The sequence below is a fragment of the Streptomyces sp. Ag109_O5-1 genome, assembly GCF_003814875.1.
Taxonomy (GTDB): domain Bacteria; phylum Actinomycetota; class Actinomycetes; order Streptomycetales; family Streptomycetaceae; genus Streptomyces; species Streptomyces sasae.
The window spans coordinates 4,459,267-4,473,737 of the sequence record NZ_RKQF01000001.1; the positions used below are offsets into that span (position 1 = coordinate 4,459,267).

11 protein-coding genes are annotated in these 14,471 nt (G+C 67.0%); 3 read left to right on the forward strand and 8 right to left on the reverse strand.

Translation table 11 applies throughout. The features are described from left to right. Nucleotides 1-8: 8 nt before the first annotated feature. The gene (locus EDD90_RS20215) at nucleotides 9-884 is read left to right on the forward strand and encodes a hypothetical protein (protein ID WP_123974370.1); all 876 of its coding nucleotides are present in this window, start codon (nucleotides 9-11) and stop codon (nucleotides 882-884) included. Here the strand turns inward: EDD90_RS20215 and EDD90_RS20220 are convergent. From EDD90_RS20220 to EDD90_RS20255, 8 genes are all read right to left on the reverse strand, one after another. Continuing rightward, entirely contained in the window at nucleotides 849-1,529 is a 681-nt protein-coding gene (locus tag EDD90_RS20220; protein ID WP_123974371.1) for a nucleoside monophosphate kinase, read from the reverse strand. The genes EDD90_RS20215 and EDD90_RS20220 overlap by 36 nt on opposite strands. Nucleotides 1,530-1,642: 113 nt before the next feature. Further along, entirely contained in the window at nucleotides 1,643-2,761 is a 1,119-nt protein-coding gene (locus EDD90_RS20225) for an ABC transporter ATP-binding protein (protein ID WP_123974372.1), read from the reverse strand. 17 nt (nucleotides 2,762-2,778) lie between these two features. Then, nucleotides 2,779-3,846, reverse strand: coding sequence for an ABC transporter ATP-binding protein (locus EDD90_RS20230; protein ID WP_123974373.1), 1,068 nt, complete (start codon nucleotides 3,844-3,846; stop codon nucleotides 2,779-2,781). A gap of 20 nt (nucleotides 3,847-3,866) precedes the next feature. Next, nucleotides 3,867-4,844 (reverse strand): ABC transporter permease, encoded by a 978-nt coding sequence (locus EDD90_RS20235; protein ID WP_123974374.1) that lies wholly within the window; start codon nucleotides 4,842-4,844, stop codon nucleotides 3,867-3,869. Between the two features lie 106 nt (nucleotides 4,845-4,950). Beyond that, entirely contained in the window at nucleotides 4,951-6,753 is a 1,803-nt protein-coding gene (locus EDD90_RS20240) for an ABC transporter substrate-binding protein (protein ID WP_260327956.1), read from the reverse strand. A 101-nt stretch (nucleotides 6,754-6,854) separates the two neighbouring features. Beyond that, entirely contained in the window at nucleotides 6,855-7,895 is a 1,041-nt protein-coding gene (locus EDD90_RS20245; protein ID WP_185149166.1) for an ABC transporter permease, read from the reverse strand. A 656-nt stretch (nucleotides 7,896-8,551) separates the two neighbouring features. Further along, the gene (gene typA / locus EDD90_RS20250; protein ID WP_123974375.1) at nucleotides 8,552-10,459 is read right to left on the reverse strand and encodes a translational GTPase TypA; all 1,908 of its coding nucleotides are present in this window, start codon (nucleotides 10,457-10,459) and stop codon (nucleotides 8,552-8,554) included. A 272-nt stretch (nucleotides 10,460-10,731) separates the two neighbouring features. Then, nucleotides 10,732-12,981 carry an ABC transporter family substrate-binding protein gene (locus tag EDD90_RS20255; RefSeq protein ID WP_123974376.1) on the reverse strand — a complete coding sequence of 750 codons (2,250 nt, stop codon included), beginning with the start codon at nucleotides 12,979-12,981 and terminating at the stop codon, nucleotides 10,732-10,734. Between the two features lie 329 nt (nucleotides 12,982-13,310). On the opposite strand from EDD90_RS20255, the gene EDD90_RS20260 reads away from it, so the two are divergent. Together EDD90_RS20260 and EDD90_RS20265 are read left to right on the forward strand one after the other, a co-directional pair. Next, nucleotides 13,311-13,601, forward strand: a complete 291-nt coding sequence (locus EDD90_RS20260; protein ID WP_123974377.1) for a hypothetical protein — start codon at nucleotides 13,311-13,313, stop codon at nucleotides 13,599-13,601. Nucleotides 13,602-13,649: 48 nt separating this feature from the next. Next, nucleotides 13,650-14,471 carry a hypothetical protein gene (locus EDD90_RS20265; RefSeq protein ID WP_123974378.1) on the forward strand — a complete coding sequence of 274 codons (822 nt, stop codon included), beginning with the start codon at nucleotides 13,650-13,652 and terminating at the stop codon, nucleotides 14,469-14,471.

Sequence of the window (14,471 nt, forward strand, 5' to 3'; positions counted from 1 at the left end):
GGCGCCCCGTGATCACCCGTTTACCCGGTAGTTTCCTGGAGAAGATCGAACGCCCGGACTCCTGGCCACGTATCTATTTGGCCCACAACGAGCCACTAGAGCACATCATGTTCGACCGGAACCTGACCGGGATTGAATTTAGGCGTGCATGCCTGGCGGCATCCATGTTATTCGTCGATCACCTCGCCGACGAATTCGATGCAGAGTCCGCTGCTGAACTTCTCATTCTCAGCAAGGGAATCGTGTACCAGCTCGCGGAAGCCGTCGCGAGGCAGACCGGAAAGAATCTGCCGACGAACTTCATCGCGACGTCGCGGGTTTCCGTGTCGGATGATCACGTGGGCATCGCAGTCCCGTATACCAACTTTGACGCCCCGAGCCGTACCTTGCTGATAGGCGACACCGTGGCTTCGGGCGCCACTGTTACAGCAGCGCTTGAGAGATACCGACAGGTCCACCCACTCGACGCGGTCTTCATCGTGTCTTACGCCGGTGCACTGGTCGGGGCGCACAGGATCGCCGAATACTGTCGGCTACATGCGATCGAGGTTGCATTCCTTTTCGGGCTGGCGGGCTTCGGGCTCTCCGGTAATGGGTTCGATCTTTCGTTCCTCCACCCTGAAACAATCACGCGCGACGAATATCGTGTGCGTGCTGCCCGGCAGTTCGACGGCCGCCCCGTCTCAGCCGTCGGCTGGGACTTCGGTTCGCAGGCCACCGCACCCCGAAAGTATCGCCAGCTCTGCTGGATCGAGGCAGAGAAATGGCAGCTCCAGGGAGCTGCCTGCTTCAAAGAAGCCGAGCAGCCGAGCGAACCCAACCTCCTGCGCCATGAAGAAGCAGCCTACTCAGACTTCTCTCCCGCCCTCGGAGACGAGCTGTAAGCGCTCCCTGATAGAGGCAACGATTTCGCCCTGCGGGCTACTGGCATCGATATCGAAGCATGGCCATCGCGAGCTGAAGATCTCCCTCACGGAAGGCAACGTCTCGCGGAACCGCTTGCTCCTCTCCAGGAGCGGGACAATGGAGTCGTCCGGTCGCCGGCGCAGCAACGGAGAATCACAGCATCCAGCATCTTCTCGCGTGTTCTGACCGCAGGTCCCGCACACGAAACGGGCGGCCGAACGTGCGATGAGAATTTCCTGTGGAGCGTCGAGGATGAATCCAACGACCCGGTCACCGGACATGTTGACGGAATCGAGAACAGTCGGAATGTGCATGGCCTGCTCTACTGTTCGCGGATATCCGTCGAAAACAAGTCCGACACCTGTCTCCTTCGGCACATAGGCCTCCAGGAGTCGGCAGTACACCTCGACCGGCATAGGTATGCTGCGCTCCATCCGAGAAGCGATCAGTTCGCGCAGCTGAGGATCTTGGGTGTTTTTGGCTGCTTCTCGTAGAACCTGGCCGCTCTGAAACGCTTGGAAACCGTGTCGATCCGCCAAGAGCTGGGAAGTGGTTGACTTCCCGGCACCGGGTGCGCCGAGGATGAAAATGACGGTCTTTTGCCGGGCGGCAGATTTACTCATTCATCTCCCGTGGCTCCGCAGGGTCACACTGTAGCTACCACGTCAGTCGCAGTTCATGCATCGAACCGGCCCGCGTGCACCACGGAGCTGAAGTCCCGGCAAGGGTCCTCTCTCTACTCCCCCGCCCCCTCCTCCAGCGCCACCAGTGCCGGGTCCAGCACGATGTCCTCGTCCCTCGCCTCCGTCGTCGGCTCCTCGGGGAAGTGGCAGGCCGTCAGGTGGCCCTCCTGGTTGCCGGAGATCCGCACCAGCGGCGGCTCCTCCGTCGCGCACTTGTCCTGGGCCTTCCAGCAGCGGGTACGGAAGCGGCAGCCGGAGGGCGGGGAGATCGGGGACGGGACATCGCCGGCCAGGCGGATGCGCTCGCGGCCGGCCGACTCCCCGTCGTCCGTGAGGTTGACCTCCGGTACGGCGGACAGCAGGGCGTGGGTGTAGGGGTGGCGGGGACGGTTGTAGATCGCCTCCCGGTCGCCGACCTCGATGATCTTGCCGAGGTACATCACCGCGACGCGCTGCGAGAAGTGCCGTACCACCGCAAGGTCGTGGGCGATGAAGAGGAAGGCGATGCCGAGTTCCTTCTGGACCTTCTGGAGCAGGTTCACCACCTGCGCCTGGATGGAGACGTCCAGGGCGGAGACCGGCTCGTCGGCGACGATCAGCTTCGGCTCCAGGGCGAGCGCGCGGGCCACGCCGATGCGCTGACGCTGGCCGCCGGAGAACTCGTGCGGGAAGCGGTTGAAGTGCTCGGGGTTGAGGCCGACGATCTCGAGGAGTTCGCGGACGCGTTTCTCGCGGCCGCCCTCCGGGGTGATGCCGTTGATCTCCATCGGGCCGGAGATGATCTTGCCGACCGTCTGGCGGGGGTTCAGCGACGAGTACGGGTCCTGGAAGATCATCTGGATCTCGGAGCGGATCGGCGCCAGCTGCCTGCGCGTCGCGCGGCTGATGTCCTTGCCACGGTAGGCGATCGAACCGCTCGTCGGCTCCAGGAGGCGGGTGATCAGGCGGCCGGTCGTCGACTTGCCGCAGCCGGACTCGCCCACCAGGCCGAAGCTCTCCCCCACCCGCACGGTGAGGTCGATGCCGTCCACGGCCTGGACGTGCCCGACGGTCCGTTTGATCGGGAAGCCGCCCTTGACCGGGAAGTACTTGGTGAGTCCGGAGACCTCGAGGAGTGGCTCCCCTACGGTGACCTGCTCGCGCTGAGCCGGGAGGACCGTGTCCTCTGTCATGACGTGTCCTCCAGGGCCTAGGCCAGTCGGGGTTTGATCTCTTCGATGAAGATGGTGCGTTTCTGGTCCGCCGTGAGGTGGCACGCCGAGGCGCGGTCGGGGCCCAGCAGCGGGCGTTCGTCCACACAGCGGCCGGCGGCGCCCGCCACCCGGTCCTGGAAGGTGCAGCGCGGGTGGAAGCGGCAGCCGGAGGGCGGGTGGAGCAGGGAGGGCGGGCTGCCGGGGATCGGGCTCAGTGGGGTGTCCAGGTCGGAGTCGAGGCGTGGCATCGAGTTCAACAGGCCCCAGGTGTACGGGTGTTGGGGCGCACGCAGGACCTCGTCCACCGTGCCCCGTTCCACCGCGTTCCCGGCGTACATCACCATGATGTCGTCGGCCATGTCGGCGATCACCCCCAGGTCGTGGGTGATGAAGATGATGCCCGATCCGAACTCCTGCTGCAGGTCCTTGAGCAGGTCGAGAATCTGCGCCTGGACCGTCACGTCCAGGGCGGTGGTCGGTTCGTCGGCGATCAGCAGGTCGGGGTCGCAGACCAGGGCCATGGCGATCATCGCGCGCTGGCGCATACCGCCGGAGAACTGGTGCGGATAGTCCTTGGCCCGTTCCCGGGGGTTGGGGATGCCCACCTTGGCGAGCATCTCCACGGCACGCTCCCAGGCGGCCTTCTTGGAGACCTTGCGGTGCTTCATGTAGGGCTCGGCGATCTGCCGGCCCACCGTGTAGAACGGCGACAGCGCGGTCAGCGGGTCCTGGAAGATCATCGCGGCCCGGTTGCCGCGCAGCTCCTCCATCTCCTTCTCGGTGGCGGTGATCAGCTCCTTGCCGTCGAGCACGATCTCGCCGTCGGTCTTCGTGAACAGCGGGTTGTGCAGGCCGAGGACCGTCAGGTTGGTGACGGACTTGCCGGAGCCGGACTCGCCGACGATACCGAGAGTCCTGCCGCGCGCCAGGTCGAAGGAGAGCCCGTCGACCGCCTTCACGGGACCGTCCTCCGTGGAGAACGTCACCTGGAGATCGCGGACCGAGAGGAAGCCGTCCGGCGCGTTCGCCGCCGGTGCGCCCTCGGGCTTGGTCACTGTGGTCACGGTGTCGCTTCCTAAAGGTCCTAAGAGAGGCGGATGCGCGGGTCGATCCACGCGTACGTGATGTCGGTGAAGATGTTGATGACCAGGATGAAGAAGGCGCCGAAGAGCATCACGCCCATCGTCAGCGGCAGGTCCTTGTTGACCGCGCCGTCCACCGCGAGCCGGCCGATCCCCTGGAGGGAGAAGGTCAGTTCGGTGACGACCGCGCCGCCGAGCAGCGCGCTGAGGTCGATGCTGAAGACGGTGACGATGGGGATCAGCGAGCCGCGCCAGGCGTAGCGGAAGAAGACGTATCTACGGGACATGCCCTTGGCCTTGGCCGTGCGGATACTGTCCTCGGCGAGCTGCTCGATCATCGAGGAGCGGGCCATACGGGTGTACTGCGCGGTGAAGATGGTCGCCATCACGCACACCGGGATCGACATGCCGACGAACCAGCCGACCGGGTCCTGGGTGATCGGCACGTACTTGGGGTCCTCCATCCAGCCGGTGCTGTAGACGAGGACGGTCAGGACGATCGGGCCGAGGAAGTAGATCTGGAAGGAGCTGAGCACCATCGAGGCGCCGGTGGCGACCTTGTCGATGTAGGTGCCCCGGCGATAGGCGGCGATCATGCCCGCTCCGACGCCCACGATCAGGAAGACGGCCGCACCGCCGACGGTCAGCGTGGCGGTGAGCGGGAAGCGGTCCATGATCGTGCTCCAGACCATGTCGCCCGAGTAGAACGACACGCCCAGGCAGGGGGCCGAGCAGTGGCCGGTGGGGAAGTCCCGGCCCATGACGATGCCGGACATGAAGTCCCAGAACTGCTGGGCCAGCGGTAGGTTGAGGCCGAGGGCCTCGCGGATGTCCGCCAGGCGGGCCGGTGTGCAGTCCTTGCCACAGGCGAGGGAGGCGTAGTCGGAGGGGGCGGCCACGAAGAGGAAGAACGTGGCCGCGCCGATGAGGAACAGGGTGACGGCGGCGCCCACCGTGCGCCGGACGATGAACTGGATCATGACGGCCTGGCTGCTCTCTGCAAGGACGGCGAGGACGGGTGAGGGGTTCGCGCAGGGCCGCGGAGGCACACCGGGGGGTGCGCCTCCGCGGCACCGGAGCCGTTGCCTACGACTTCAGGTAGAGCCGGGTGACGTCGATGTAGCTGGAGACGCTGCTGTAGCGGGCGCCGCCGATGTTGGAGCCGAACAGCTGGAGCTGCTTGGTGTACCAGAGCGGGGCGGCCGGGTTGACCTTCTCCAGGATGTAGTGGTGCGCCTCGCGCCAGGTCTTCGCGGCCTCGGTCGGCTGCTGGGTGAGGGCCTTCTTGATCAGCTCCTGGACCTTGGGGTCGTTGATGTGCGAGTAGTTCGCGGAGCCGTCGGCGACCTGGTCACCGTCGTAGATCGGCGTGACGACCGTGCCCGGCGACGGCCAGTCCTGGCCCCAGCCGGTGATGTACAGGTCGTAGGGGTTGTCGAGCTTGCCGATCTGCTCGTAGTAGCTGGCCCCGTCGACCTCCTTGGAGACGACGTCGAAGCCGACCTTGGTGAGGGCGTCCTCGATGGCGACCTTGCGGCGCTGGCCCGCCTCGGTGTTGGCGTAGGCGAAGACGACCTTCTTCTCGGCGGCGGGGACGCTCTTGAGGATCTCCTCGGCCTTGGCGATGTTGCCCTGCGGGGTCTTCAGCCGGCCGTAGGGGTCGTAGGTCGCCTCGTAGCCCGGCAGGGTCGGCGCGAACAGGTTGGGGGCGACGTCACCGCCGTACGCACCGCCCTCGCCGGCGATCAGGGACTTGGAGTTGACCGCGTAGGTGATGGCGTCGCGGACCTTCTTGTCCTTGACCCGGTCAAGGTTGAAGGTGAGCGTCATGACGTACGGCTGGTAGCCCTTGATGGTGCGCTTGTACGTCTCGGTGTTCTTGACGACGTCCTGGATCTGGGTGGCGTCGACGCTGCCGGTGAACTGCATGGCGTTCTTGGAGTCGCCCTGGTCGGCGATGAGCCGCTTGGTCTGGGTGGACTCGGTGATACCGAAGGCGAAGTTGAAGCCGTCCACGTACTGGTGGCGCACGGAGTCGGTCTTGGGGTCCCAGTTGGTGTTCTTGACCAGGACGAGGGACTTGCCGGACTTCGACGAGGCGATCTTGTACGGGCCGGTGGCGACCGGGGCCTTGTCGTAGTTGGCCTTGGTGTCGGTCTTGGCAGGCACGATGCCGTAGCCCGCCATGGCGAGGGTCTGCGGCAGGTCCGGGCGCGGGGTGTCGAAGTGGAAGATCACCGTCTTGTCGTCCGGGGTGTCCAGGACCGAGGCCGGCAGGTGCTTGGAGCCGAAGCCGCCGTCGGGCAGCGCCTTGCGGTAGTCGGCGCCGCTCAGCCAGCTCTGCAGATAGGTCGGACCGTCGAAGATGAACTTCGCGTACAGCCGCTCGACGCTGTGCCGGACGTCGGCGGAGGTGATCACGTTGCCGTTCTGGTCCTTGACCCCGTCCTTCAGGGTGAAGGACCAGGTCTTGCCGCCGTCGGAGGACTTGCCCGAGTCGGTGGCGAGGTCGCCGACGACCGAGACGTTGCCCTTGTCGTCCTCCTGGAACTGGGTCAGCCGGCGGAAGAGCAGGTTGGCGATCTGGCCGGCGTCGGAGACGTAGATCTGGCCCGGGTCCAGGTGGGTCAGCGGCGTCTCCTGGTAGATCTGGATCGTGCCGCCGCTCTTGGCGCCGGCCACGTCCTTGGCGGGGCCGGTGGAGTCGGCCGCGCCGAGGTACTCGACCGCCTTGGACTGGACGGCGGCCTCCTTCTGGTCCTTCTTGGAGTCGGTGCCGGACTTCCCGCCCTCGTTCTTGGAGCAGGCGGTGAGCGCGAGAGAGCCGGCCGCGACGGCGATCACGAGGGTCTGCGCTCTGCGGGACAGCAGTGAGCGATGAGACATCATGTGGCGAATCCACCTATTTGTCGGTTGTGATCCCTGAGTGCTGCCGTGCGCCGGCCGTGAGACCGACGGGGGGCGGCAGCCACCCCCACCCAAGGGACGTCCTATCGCCCGGACTTGGGGTCGAACGCGTCTCGGACGGAGTCTCCGAGGAGGTTGAAGCACAGGACGAAGATCACCAGCGCGACGCCCGGGAAGAACATGAACGCGGGGTCCTGCTCGGCGTACTGGGCGCCGGCCGCGAAGAGGCGTCCCCAGTCCGGGGTGGGCTCGACGAACCCGACACCGGCGAACGAGAGGAAGGCGATGCTGAGGATGGTGCTGGGGAGCTGGTACGTGAACTGCACGAGGATCGGCGTCACGACGTTCGGCAGGATCTCCTTGCTGACGATCCGCCAGGGCGAGGCCCCCGAGACCCGGGCCGCCTCGACGAACTCCCGTTCCCGCAGGGACAGCACGGTGGAGCGGACGATGCGCGCCATGCCCATCCAGCCCAGCAGCCAGAGCACGATCAGGATGGCCAGGGCCCGGAAGTAGGTGGGCGTCTCCTCGCGGGGATCGACGAAGAACGAGGTCACCACGGGCATGAAGGCGATGAAGAACAACTGCTGCGGGAAGGACAGGAAGAAGTCCGTGACACGGCCGAGCCAGTAGTCCGTACGGCCGCCGAAGTAGCCGCCGATCAGGCCGATGACGATGCCCGTGACCATGACCAGGACGGTGATGCCGAGCGCCATGAAGAGCGAGGTCCGCATGCCGTACAGCAGCATGGCGTACAGGTCACGGCCGTACTGCGGCTCGACGCCGAACCAGTGGTCGCCCGAGACGCCGCCCAAGTAGCCGAGCGGCAGCCCGAATTCGTCCAGGATCGGCTTGTCCGCGTAGGTGGGGTCCTGGCCGTACAGGGTGTACGGGTTGGTGCCGGAGAGCTTCGTCAGGAGCGGGGCCGCCAGGGAGATCACGAAGTAGGCGATCACGATGACCGCGCAGACGACGCCCGTACGGTCGCGCTTGAAGCGGATCCACATCAGCTGGCCGGGGGAACGGCCTTCGAGCGAGTCCGCTCCGGACTTCGCCGGGGGCGCTGGTTCGCCCTCGGCGACGGCCGAGGTCCCGCCGTCCTCGATGTCGATAGGACTGGTCACAGTTCGTCCGTTTCACAAGTGTGGGTGGGGGGCTTCCGGGTAGCCCGAGGAACGCACGGCGAAGCGGCGGGAAACCGCAGTCGGACGCGCGTAGTCGAACGGCCGCGCTACACGGCCGGACGGATCCTCAGAAGCAGCCGCCGAACGAACAGGACGAACTGAACAAGAAGGACGAACAGTTGGAACGGGAATGGCCTGATGGCGCGAGTGCGACCCACCTGGTGTTCGTGACACCACGCATGGGAGTTCCTCCTCATGACTTCACGTGTTCACCAACAGGAGGCTTCCGTCCATACCCTCCGACACCCCTGACGGAGGGTCAGACACCCCCTGGTGCTCGTGAGTCGAGCGCTGTCCCCACAGCGCGTGACCCATTGACCCGAGCGCTACGCGGCTAACTATCTGCCATGAGTCAGGTGCCGACCACAGTCTTTAAATCTCAATTCAGTCACAGCTGATGCGAAGTTCTTCCAAAAACTGGACAAACTGTTCGCAGGGAGAAGGCCACGAAACGGACGTGTTACATGGCTATCGGGCGGCGATCTCCGCATTTCGGACACTGGCCGAAGGCTGCCCACGTCCGCTTACCCGAAAATGGGTTGCAAAAAGCCCGGGTACCCCCATCCTGGGGGCACCCGGGCTCAGGCGTCCTGTGATCAGCCGTGCTTGGCGCGGCTGGCGGCGCGGGCCCGCTCGCGGGCGTCCAGGTTCACCTTGCGGATGCGAACGGCCTCCGGGGTCACCTCGACGCACTCGTCGTCACGGCAGAACTCCAGCGACTGCTCCAGGGAGAGCTTGCGCGGCGGGACGATCGCCTCGAACGAGTCGGCCGAGGACGACCGCATGTTCGTGAGCTTCTTCTCCTTGGTGATGTTCACGTCCATGTCGTCGGAGCGCGAGTTCTCGCCGACGATCATGCCCTCGTACACCTCGGTGCCGGGGTCGGTGAACAGCACACCGCGCTCCTGGAGGTTCGTCATCGCGAACGCGGTGACGGCACCGGAGCGGTCGGCGACCAGCGAGCCGTTGTTACGGGTCTGCAGGGGGCCGAACCAAGGCTCGTGGCCCTCGTGGATGGAGTGGCCGATACCCGTACCACGGGTCTGCGTCAGGAACTCGGTACGGAAGCCGATGAGACCGCGGGACGGCACCACGAACTCCATGCGGACCCAGCCCGAGCCGTGGTTGGACATATTGTCCATCCGGCCCTTGCGGACGCCCATGAGCTGCGTGACCGCGCCCATGTGCTCCTCGGGCACGTCGATCGTCATGCGCTCGACGGGCTCGTACGTCTTGCCGTCGACCTGCTTGGTGACGACCTGCGGCTTGCCGATGGTCAGCTCGAAGCCCTCGCGGCGCATCTGCTCGACCAGGATGGCGAGCGCCAGCTCACCACGGCCCTGGACCTCCCAGGCGTCCGGACGCTCGGTGTCGAGCACCCGGAGGGAGACGTTACCGATCAGCTCGCGGTCAAGGCGGTCCTTGACCTGGCGGGCGGTGACCTTGCGGTCCTTGACCGCGGCCTTGTTGTCGGCGCCCTTGCCGGTGCCGCCACGGCCGACCAGCGGCGAGGTGTTCGTGCCGATGGTCATCGAGATCGCCGGCTCGTCGACCGTGATCAGCGGCAGCGGGATCGGGTTCTCGGTGTCGGCGAGGGTCTCGCCGATCATGATGTCCGCGATACCGGCGACGGCGCAGATGTCACCCGGGCCTGCCATCTCGGCGGGCTTGCGGGTGAGTGCCTCGGTCATCAGCAGCTCGGTGATGCGCACGTTGGACATCGTGCCGTCACGCTTGATCCAGGTGACGGTCTGGCCCTTGCGCAGCTCGCCCTGCTCGACGCGGAGCAGCGCGATACGGCCGAGGAAGTTGTCGGCGTCCAGGTTGGTGACGTGCGCCTGGAGCGGGGCCGACTCGTCGTACTCGGGGGCCGGGACGTGGGAGAGGATCGTGGAGAAGAACGGCTCCAGGCTGTCGCTGTCGGCCGGGACGGTGCCGTCCTCCGGCTTGGTCAGCGAGGCCACACCGTCACGCGCGCACGCGTAGACGATCGGGAACTCGATCTGGTCCTCGTCGGCGTCCAGGTCGAGGAAGAGGTCGTAGGTCTCGTTGACGACCTCGTCGATCCTGGAGTCCGGGCGGTCCGTCTTGTTGATGCACAGGATAACGGGCAGGCGCTGCTGGAGGGCCTTGCGCAGCACGAAGCGGGTCTGCGGCAGCGGGCCCTCGGAGGCGTCGACCAGCAGGACCACCGCGTCCACCATGGACAGACCGCGCTCGACCTCGCCACCGAAGTCGGCGTGGCCCGGGGTGTCGATGATGTTGATGGTGATGACGTCGCCGCCATCCTTGGGGTGGTACTTCACGGCCGTGTTCTTGGCCAGGATCGTGATGCCCTTCTCACGCTCCAGGTCGTTCGAGTCCATCATTCGGTCGTCGAGCGACTCGGCGGCGTGCGCAGCGAAGGCACCGGCCTGCTTCAGCATGGCGTCGACGAGGGTCGTCTTGCCGTGGTCGACGTGGGCGACGATGGCGACGTTGCGGATGTCGTGGCGCGTGGCCATAGTGCGGCGTACTCCCGGAGTGTGAGGAAGGGGCCTGCGCGTACATCGGTGTTACGCGGACCCTGCCGGGCTGAACACGCCACGGCCTCACCCCATGGTACGGGGCCAATCGACTGCTGGCTCGCGGGGCTACATATATGCAGCTCAGAGCACTCAACAACGAGCGATCAGGCCATCAACCAGGGGCGCGGGGCTGTATCAACATGCGGCTCCGCCGCGTGGGCGCGACCAGCCCCCACGCACCCGCGCCCGACAACGAGACCCGTCTCCACCTACCCCTTGGTCGGACTCGCCGATACCTTCGCCCCCTTCTTCAAAAAGCCCATGTCCTGATAAACCGGCGTCTGGAACCCGAACGCCCCGACGTTCACCAGCCCCTTCCGCACCCCCACGACCTGGGGCCTCTGGTACAGCGGCAGCGACCCGGCCGAGGCCCAGATCCGCGAGTCCGCCTTCTGCAGCAGCCCGTCCGCCTCGCCCTCGTCCAGCGCCCCCAGCGCCTGGTCGAAGAGCTGGTCCACCTGGTCGGTGCCGACCCTCGTGTAGTTCTGCTCGACGTTCAGCGACCCGTCGGCGCCCACCACGGGCTTCGCGTAGATCGGCCGCGCGTCGGTCGCCGGGAACGCCGACGACGGCCACGAGTACAGCGCGAGGTCGTACTCCCCGGACGCGATGTGGTCCTTGAAGTAGCTCTCGTCGGAGACTTTGGTGATCTCGGTCTGGATGCCGACCGCCGCCAGCATCTGGGTGATCCGTCCGGCGACGTTCTGGAGCGTCTCCGACCCCGGCCCGGACGGCAGCACGAACCGCAGGGTCAGCGCCTTCCCGTCCTTGGCCAGCGGCGCGGCCGCGGCCCCCGCGCCCTTGGGCGCGGCCGTGCCCTTCGGCGCGTACGCCCCCGGCGCCCCGTGGGCGTGGTCCTTCTGGTGGTCGCGGGTGTCCTTGCCGTCGGGCCCCTTGTCGTCCTCTCCGACGATGTACTGCCCGTCCTGCCCGCCCTGGGACTCCTCGCTCTTGTCGCCCTTGCCGGCCTTGTCGCCCTGCTTCGCCTTGTCGCCCTTCCCGTGCTCCGCGCCGGCGGTCTTGTCCTCGGCCTTGATCGGCCCGCCGGCCACCCACCCCGCGTCGGCGAGCAGCGCCTGCGCCTCATGGGTGTCGAGGCCGCCGATCGCCCCGCTGCTGTCGGCGTAGGCGGCCTGCCCGGAGAGGGCGAGGTGGCTGCCGACCGGCACGGCGGGCAGCCCCAGCGGGGTGAGCACCAGCTTGGCCAGGGCCTGGCGGTCGATCGCCCGGGCGACGGCCCGCCGTACCCGATCGTCGGCGAGGGGGCCCTCGGAGCCGTTCAGGGCCAGCTGGGTGTAGGCGGGCTCCAGCGACTTGCGGACGTCGAAGTCGCGCAGCTCGTGCTGCTGCTCCAGCCACTTGGCGATGGCCCTGCCGAGCTTCTTCCGCCCGTCGGGCAGCCTCTCCGCGTCCATACCGAGGGCCAGCGCCCAGGACCGCAGCTTCTTGGCGGAGGTCTTGCCGGCACCTTGCAAGGGCATGCCGGTGCCCTTCTCGCGGCCGGCGACGATGATCTGCTCGGCCTCGGAGGCGTCGATGTCGGCGACGTCGACCGTGCCGGCGGCGAGCGCGGCGGCCCGCTGCCCGCGGTCCACGGCGTGCAGGTCGATCTCGTCGAGCTTGGCCGGGCGGCCCCACCAGCGCGGGTTGCGGGTGAGGACCACGTCCTTCTTGGCGGTGTCGATCCTGTCGACCCTGTAGGGCCCCGCGGTGACCATGAGCTTGCGGCGGGCGCCGTCGTTGAAGGCGTCCGGGGTGCCCATGACGTCCTTCGAGTACAGCGGGGAGAACAGCGACTTCCAGTCGGTGTACGGCCGGTCGAAGGTGACCCGGACCTCCAGGTCGTTGGCGCCGCGCTCGATCTTGGCGATGCGGTCGTAGCCGGCGTTGCGGGCGGTCCAGTAGGCGGAGTCCTTGCCGGACAGGGCGCGCCACTGGGCGGCGAAGTCGGCGGCGCCGATCTCCCGGCCGTCGCTCCAGACGGCCCGCTGGTCGAGCTTGTAGAGGACGACCTGGCGCGGCTCGGTCTCGATGACCTTCGCGGATTCCAGGTAGTCGGGGTTGCGGACCGGCTTCCCGGTGGCGTCCATGGTGAACATCGACGGCAGGACGGCCTGGGCGACCCGGGTGGTGCCGGCGTCGGCGTCGGCCTGGAAGGTGTTGAGGGTCTCCGGTACGGCGTCCACGGCCATCTTCAGCGTGCCGCCCTCGGCGACGGAGTCCCGGGGGACCGCCGCGATGTCCTGTGCGGCGAGCGGCTTGCTGCCCTCGTCGTCGGAGCTGCAGCCGGCGAGGAGGGGCACGGCGAGCGCGCCGGCGGCGAGGAAGGCGATTGCGCTTCGCTGGTGGCGCCGGGATGGGCCTGGGCCGTCGTTCGTCTGCGGCGCCGTCGTGGTTGCTCGCGCAGTTCCCCGCGCCCCTTCGGGGCGCTGCCCGGCGCCGACTCCGCGGTGAGACATCTCTACTACCTCCGTGTGGCCCGGTACCACGGGTGCGGTCTGTTCACGTTTGGGGGTATTTTGGAGTTGATCACATGTACGTCAGAAGTACGGACCCCACTGAAATGGACGGGGTCCGTCGGCCGGGGACGACACGGCGGCGGGGACGGCCAAACCCCACCCGTGCGGCGCAATCCCGGCGCGAACAGAGCGCGTGCGGGCGTGCGACGGAGGCGCGCAATCCGCCAATCGCTGCACATGGCTTCACATCAGCAGGTGTGACGCGCAACACTCGCAGGCGCATGAACGTTGCCGCCTTGGACCACGGGGTCCGGAAGTGAGGTCACGTCATGTCCGTGCACGACGACCTGACGTCAGTCCAGCGCTGCCTTGAGGACCTGAACCGGTCCGTCGGCCGCCTGGAGCAGCAGCTCGGGAGCGGCGGACTGGAGATGCGCCGCGTCCGGGCCGACGCGGCTCACCTGCGCGAGAGCGTGGCCCTGCTGCGGGAGGCGGCCAACACCGCCGCCCCGGGCAAGCGCCCCGAACTCGTCACCATCTCCGACGATCCGTACGACATCAACCTGTGGACGGACACGGACGACGAGGGTCTCGGCGCCCGCGACCGGCACGCACCGTAGGAGCGCTGACCGCAGGCCCCCACCCCCGACCCCGACCGGAGTCATCCGTTGGCCACTGGTACGGAACCACATCAGAACAGCGGCGGTGTACGCACCCGTACACGCGCCGCGATCTCCGCCCCGCACCTGCGGACCGACCGCTGGTGGCTGGCGCCCGCCGTCACCGCGGCCGGTCTGTTCGCGTTCGTCGTCTACTCGACCTGGCGGGCCTTCTCGAACGCGCACTACTACGCGGCGCCGTACGTCTCGCCGTTCTACTCGCCGTGTCTGGCGGAGAACTGCAAGAACATGCCGTCCGGCCCGAACGCCGATCTCTTCGGCAGCTGGTGGGCGATCTCCCCGGCGATCATCATCCTGATCTTCCCGCTGGGCTTCCGCCTGACCTGCTACTACTACCGCAAGGCGTACTACCGCAGCTTCTGGGCGTCCCCGCCGGCCTGCGCCGTGGCCGAGCCGCACGCGAAGTACACCGGTGAGACCCGCTTCCCGCTGATCCTGCAGAACGTCCACCGGTACTTCTTCTACTTCGCCCTCCTGGTCGCCTGCGTGCTGACCTACGACACGGTGCTGTCCTTCCGCGACCCGCACGAGCGCTGGGGCCACATGGGCCTGGGCACCCTGGTCTTCCTGGTCAACATCGTGCTGATCTGGGCGTACACCCTGTCCTGCCACTCCTGCCGGCACATCGTCGGCGGCAAGCTCAAGCACTTCTCCAAACACCCCGTGCGCTACAAGGCGTGGCAGTTCGTCGGCAAGCTCAACGCCCGGCACATGCAGCTCGCCTGGGCGTCGCTGGTGAGCGTGGCGCTCGCCGACTTCTACGTCTATCTCCTCGCGTCCGGTGTCTTCGACGATCCGCGATTCTTCTAA

Coding starts and splice junctions, on each gene's coding strand:
- EDD90_RS20220 (WP_123974371.1), bottom strand. CDS start 1,529: ATGAGTAAATCTGCCGCCCGGCAAAAGACCGTCATTTTCATCCTCGGC.
- EDD90_RS20240 (WP_260327956.1), bottom strand. CDS start 6,753: ATGATGTCTCATCGCTCACTGCTGTCCCGCAGAGCGCAGACCCTCGTG.
- EDD90_RS20235 (WP_123974374.1), bottom strand. CDS start 4,844: ATGATCCAGTTCATCGTCCGGCGCACGGTGGGCGCCGCCGTCACCCTG.
- EDD90_RS20225 (WP_123974372.1), bottom strand. CDS start 2,761: ATGACAGAGGACACGGTCCTCCCGGCTCAGCGCGAGCAGGTCACCGTA.
- typA (WP_123974375.1), bottom strand. CDS start 10,459: ATGGCCACGCGCCACGACATCCGCAACGTCGCCATCGTCGCCCACGTC.
- EDD90_RS20255 (WP_123974376.1), bottom strand. CDS start 12,981: ATGTCTCACCGCGGAGTCGGCGCCGGGCAGCGCCCCGAAGGGGCGCGG.
- EDD90_RS20260 (WP_123974377.1), top strand. CDS start 13,311: ATGTCCGTGCACGACGACCTGACGTCAGTCCAGCGCTGCCTTGAGGAC.